Genomic DNA, 4,365 nt, shown 5'->3' with positions numbered 1-4,365 from the left:
ATGCGGGTATATCGCCGTCAATGGCAACGCCCTGGTAGCCGAGGGCCGACTTGTCTGCCGGCCATACGAAATCTTCCTTGCCTCCCTGCTCTTCCTTTCCGTTCTCGAGGCCGCAAGGAGAACCACGGGATGGATCCTCGTCAGCCTGATCGGGTTCTTCTTCTTTTATGCCGTCTACAGCAATTATTTCCCCGGATTTATGCGGAGTACGGGCTTCTCCTACTCTATGGCTCTGGGCTGGATGTACCTCAGCGCAGAGGGCTTCTGGGGTATCATCATCGGGATCGTATCCACCATCGTCGCCGGATTCATCGTTTTCGGCGGTTTTCTTCGGGCTTCGGGCGCAAGCCGGTTTTTCAGTGAACTGGCCCTGGCCCTGGGGGGCTCCTTCCGGGGAGGAGCAGCAAAGGCTGCGGTAATGGCGAGCACCTTTTTCGGAACCATCTCGGGATCCACAGCGGCCAACGTGGCCACCACGGGTCAGATAACCATCCCCCTGATGAAGAGGACCGGGTACGAGAAGAATTATGCCGGGGCCGTAGAGGCCACGGCCTCTCTGGGGGGCATGTTCATGCCCCCGGTGATGGGAGCCACGGCCTTCCTCATCGCCGAGTTCCTCCAGATATCTTATTGGAACGTCTGCGTGGCGGCCTTCCTCCCCGCAATAGCCTATTACGGGACCCTCCTGTTCCAGGTGGATCTCCAAGCAGCCAAGATCGGCCTTCGAGGGCTTCCCCGTGAAGAGCTCCCGCCCCTTGGAAAGACCCTGGCTGGAGGCTGGCAATACCTCGTGCCCTTTGTTGTGCTCCTCTTCCTCCTGGGAGGGCTCCGTTATTCAGCCCAGACGTCTGTCATGTACACCCTTGCGGTGCTTATCATCGTCAGTTCCTTTAAGAAGGAAAGTCGCCTGACACCGAAAAAATTGTTCGTGGCCTTGGAAGAATCGGCCAGAGGTATGATGCCCATCATCCCCCTTTGCGCCTCCATCGGCATCCTGGTGGGCTCCATACAGGTAACGGGGATAGGGATGCGCTTCACCTCCCAGCTTCTGGATCTAAGCGGCGGAAACCTCATTATTCTCTTACTCCTGACCGGAATCGCCGCCTTCATCCTGGGAATGGGAATGACCGCGGTGGGGGTCTATATCCTGACCGTGGTCCTCCTGGCCCCTGCCCTTGTGCGGGCGGGCGTGGAGCCTATCGCGGCCCATATGTTCCTCTTTTACTTCGGGTGTCTGGCATTCATCACGCCCCCTGTGGCTGTCGAGGCCTTCATTGCCGCCGGGATATCCGGCGGCAGCCCCTTCAAGACCGGGTTTCGCGCCATGAGGCTGGGCTTTGCGGCCTATCTGGTCCCTTGGGCCTTTATTTTCAATCCGGGAATCCTGATGGTGGGATCCTGGCTGGACACCCTCGGGGCCTTTTTCTTCGTCAGCCTGGGGGCCATGTGTGCAGGATGCGCTTTCGAGGGTTTTTTCCTCGTAGCGATTGGGTGGTGGGAGAGGATCCTGGTAGTGCTCGGCGGGTTGCTGGTCTTCATTCCGGATGTTTCAACAAGGGTCGCCGGTTTGGGAATCTTGGCCTTTTTCACAATCAGCCAACTGATCCGGTCGAAGCGTTCGGATCTCAGAATCGGCAGCAGTCCTTAAGCCCAAGAAAAGGCTGTTTTCATCCCGCAAAGGATGGTACCCGCATCTGGACAGCTTTTCACGGGTCGCGCCCCCCCGGGACCCAAGATATTTTCGGCTATACCTCGTGGATGGGTTATCACCGGCCCTTACCGGGTCATTAACAGGCCAATTCGAGACAAGGGAGCAAAATCAATGATCGTAGACGTTCACAACCATTACTATCCGGAAAAATTTTTGCGGAAACTGGAGAAAGAAGGCGCCTCCGCTGGGATCACCGTGGAAAAGGACGAGTGGGGCAGAAGGCTCCTGGTACAAGACGGCAACCGGCTCGTGACCCTCACTCCTCCCATGGTGGATGTCGAGAAACGCCTCTCCGACATGGAAGAGGCCGGGGTGGACATGCAGATCCTGACCCTCTCAATACCCAGCGTGGACATCTTCCCCCCGGATCTGGGGGAGTCTTTGGCCAGGACCGTCAACGACGAGGTGGCCGAAATCACCCGGGACCATCCGGGTCGGTTTTTGGGATTTGCCACCCTTCCTTTCCTGGACCCGGAGCGGGCCGTGAGGGAACTGAAGCGGTGCGTGGAGGAACTGGGCTTCCGGGGAGCCTGTATCGGGACCAACATCAACGGCATGGAACTTGATGATGAAAGGCTTTACCCCTTCTATGAACATATCTCCGCCTACGACCTCCCCATTCACATCCATCCCAGGGCCCCCAGGGACAAGCAAACTTACAGGGACTATCGGCTCGGCCCCATGATCGGATTCGAGACCGAACTGTGCATCGCCGTAGTGCGTCTGGTCATGGGGGGGATACTGGAGAGGTACCCCGGGCTGAAATTCATCGTGTCCCACCTGGGAGGAGCCGTTCCTTACCTCGCCGAACGGATCCAGAATTGTTACGAGGCCTATCCCGAGTGCCGGGCAAACATCTCGGGCCCGGCCAAGGACTATTTGAAAAGATTTTACTATGATACGGTCAGTTTTTTTGAACCTGCCTTGATGTGCGCACATTCCTTTGTCGGGGCCGATCATCTGATCCTTGGATCCGACTATCCCCACGTGATCGGCGATATCCGCGAGGCCGTCACCTCCATAGAGGGACTGGGCATTTCACGGGAAGACAAGGAAAAGATATTCTCGGAAAACATCCTGCGCTTGATGCACATGGCTACCAGCTGAAAACCTCCCTCTCCCGAGGAGTTTCGGGAAAGAGATGAGGAGATCGGGAGGGAGAAAGATTTCTCCGGGCATTCAGCTCGTGGTTTTTATTGTATCCCTGAAAGGAGTAACATGATGGAAATTCATGAACTTTCAGCCGACGTCCTGGTTATCGGGGGAGGACTGGCCGGCACCAACGCCGCCATGGGTGCGGCCGAAAAGGGTGCGTCCGTGGTTGTCGCCGATAAGGGAAAGATCGAGCGGAGCGGCGATATTGGTGGAGGTGTCGACCACTTCCTGGCTTACCTGGGAACCAACCCCGAGTGGGACACCCGGGAAGCCTTCCTGGATTATGTGGAAAGGGTGGGCAAGGGAACGGGGCATCCCGAGATCATAGATTCCGTGTATTGTTCGGAGCTTACGGACGCCATCGAGCGGATGGCCCGCATCGGCAATCCCCTCACCCAACCGGATGGGACCTTTTATCGCACCCGGTCCATGGGTCAACCCGGGACTTACTGGATCAATTTCAACGGAAAGCGTCTCAAGCCCTGCCTCGGGAAGGCGGTAAGGAAACTCGGTTGCCTGGTTCTGGACAAGGTCATGATGGTGGACCTCCTCACTCGGGACGGCGCGGTGGTTGGGGGGCTCGGCTTCCACATCCGGACAGGCGACTTCTACGTGATCCAAGCAAAGGCGAGCATTATCTCAACGGGAAACACCAACCGCCTTTACGAAAATCCCAGGCTCAATCCCTTCAATACCTGGCTGTGCCCCTTTGACACGGGGGACGGACAGGTCATGGCATTCAGGGCAGGGGCCGCCTTGTCCAACATGGAATACATGCGAATGACCTTGCTCCCAAAGGGCTTTGCCGCTCCGGGATTCAACGCCCTGGTGGGAATGGGGGGGCGATTCCTTAACAGCCTGGGCGAGTATTACATGGAAAAAAATCATCCCATGGGAAACCGGGCCCCTCGCTACGACGTGGTCTTTTATTCCCTCGAAGAGATCCGGAACGGCCGGGGCCCCCTTTACATCGACTGCCGGCACATTGATGAAAAGGATCTCCGGCACCTCCGGGCTACCCTGGGTTATGACAAAGATACCCTCCCGGACTACTTCGAGCAGAGGGGAGAAGACCTCAGAGCCAGGCCCGTGGAGATCACGGTTTCAGAAGGGATGCAGGCAGGTCCCACGGAATTTACGGGAAGCGGAGTCAAGATCGACAAGGACTCGGCGGCAACCGTCCCGGGCCTCTATGCCTGCGGGGATGCGTGCGACCACAACCGTTGCGTGCACGGGGCCGTCACGGGCGGTTACAAGGCGGGGAAATCGGCGGCGGAGTTCGCCCTTGGGATCAAGCGGGAAGCGGATACCTCCATGCGGGAAATCCGCGGACAAATCGAGCGGTTCATGGCCCCTCTCCGGCGCGCCTCAGGTTACCCCTACCGTCAAATCGAGGATGCGATCCGCAAGATCATGGCCGAACACGTTGGAGTGATGCGGACGGCGGAAGGGATCAAGACGGGAATCCGGAAGTTGGAGAGGTTGGAGACCTTCCTGGA

The 4,365-nt window shown here is 57.8% G+C and carries 3 protein-coding genes; all 3 read left to right on the top strand.

What is annotated here, in order from left to right; genetic code table 11:
* Positions 1-1,648, top strand: a 1,648-nt coding sequence (locus JRF57_16130) for a TRAP transporter fused permease subunit (protein MBW2305225.1), incomplete at its 5' end; no start/stop codon positions are given.
* A 174-nt stretch (positions 1,649-1,822) separates the two neighbouring features.
* Entirely contained in the window at positions 1,823-2,818 is a 996-nt protein-coding gene (locus tag JRF57_16125) for an amidohydrolase (protein ID MBW2305224.1), read from the top strand.
* A gap of 111 nt (positions 2,819-2,929) precedes the next feature.
* Positions 2,930-4,365 (top strand): FAD-binding protein (locus JRF57_16120; GenBank protein ID MBW2305223.1); only part of this gene is annotated, 1,436 nt, incomplete at its 3' end.

Source organism: Deltaproteobacteria bacterium (assembly GCA_019310525.1).
Classification (GTDB): domain Bacteria; phylum Desulfobacterota; class DSM-4660; order Desulfatiglandales; family HGW-15; genus JAFDEE01.
This window is presented reverse-complemented; position numbering and strand designations above follow the sequence as displayed.